1 protein-coding gene is annotated in these 1,314 nt (G+C 75.4%); it reads right to left on the bottom strand.

All coding sequences use genetic code 11. From position 1 onward, the window contains the following. Window positions 1-2: 2 nt before the first annotated feature. A partial coding sequence (locus tag BG452_RS34920; protein ID WP_188308356.1) for a hypothetical protein occupies window positions 3-1,314 on the bottom strand: 1,312 nt, incomplete at its 5' end.

Genomic DNA, 1,314 nt, shown 5'->3' with positions numbered 1-1,314 from the left:
CTCTACCGGTACTCGGCGAGTCGTCGGCCCAGGCCCCGCAGCGCGGCCGCCGCGGCCACCAGGCCGAGCACCGCGGCCGCGCCGGCGGCGAGCCGGAGGTCCCCGGCGGTGCCGTCGGCGGCGGCGTCGAACCGGGCCTGCTCGGTGTCGGCGGCCTGGGCGAGCGCCCGGTCGGTGGCGTTGAAGGCGGCGTCGGCGGTGTTGGTGGTGTCGGTGGCCGACACCGTCGCGTTCAGGGCGCCCTGGTAGTCGGCGTTGTCGACCTCGGCGGTGCGCGCGGTGCGGTACCGGTCCTGCCAGATGTCGTACTGGTCGGCGGCCGTGGCCAGGGACTGGCTCGCGGCGGCCGGAGCGAGGCCCAGCGCGGTGGAGAGCGAGCCGCCGCGGTCGCGCATCGGGGTGGTCTTCTCGGCCGTCCCGGCCAGCCGCTTGGTGACGTCCGTGTACTGCGCGGCGTACGTGGCGGTGGAGCCCCGGGCGACCAGGTTCAGGTTCTCCGCCAGCCGGGCCGTCAGCACGTCCACCCGGGCCGAGTTGAGCGCCCGCAGCGGGTTCGCGCCCTCGTGGTCGCTCTTCTCCAGGGCCGCGGCGGTGGTCAGTCCGGCCACGGCGAGCCAGAGCGTGCCGGCCAGGACGGCGGCGGTGGCGCCCACCAGGCCGATGTTGAACACCCGGTTGGTGCGGCGGAACAGGGTCAGCTGCACCCAGCCCAGTGCGGCCAGGGTGAGCACCGCCAGGCCGTACGCGCCCCACGGCACCGACTGGGCCGCGGCGTAGTCGTCCGTCAGTTCCTTGCTCTCGATGGAGTTCAGTTCGGCGGCGGCCGGCAGCAGCACGGTCTGCATCTGCTCGGAGGCGTACCGCAGGTAGGCGCCGCCGAGCGGGATGCCCTGCCGGTTGTCGGCCCGCGCGGATTCCACCAGACCGGCGTACACCGGGAGTTGCTGGTTCAGCCGGGTGAGTGAGTCCTGTGCGGGGGAGGTCGCGGTGGTCCGGGCGGCGGCCTGGGAGACCAGCTTGGCGGCCTGGGCGAGGTCCTGCTCGTAGCGGGCCCGGACGTCCTTGGGCTCGGCGCCGGCCAGCAGGAAGCCGGAGGCCGCGGTGGTGGCGGCGTCGGCCAGTGAACGGTGGATCTCGGCGGCGTCCCGGCTGAGCGGCTGACTGTACGAGACCACCCGGTCGGCGGCCTGCGCCCTGGTCTCCAACTGCCAGGCGGTGAGCCCGCCGAAGGCCACGGTGAGCACCGCGAGCACCACCCCGGCCAGCCGCAGCCGGCCCGGGGGCGTACGGGTGGCCTGCGCCAGCCGGGCGCGC

The organism is Streptomyces sp. CBMA123, assembly GCF_014596465.1.
Classification (GTDB): domain Bacteria; phylum Actinomycetota; class Actinomycetes; order Streptomycetales; family Streptomycetaceae; genus Kitasatospora.
This window is presented reverse-complemented; position numbering and strand designations above follow the sequence as displayed.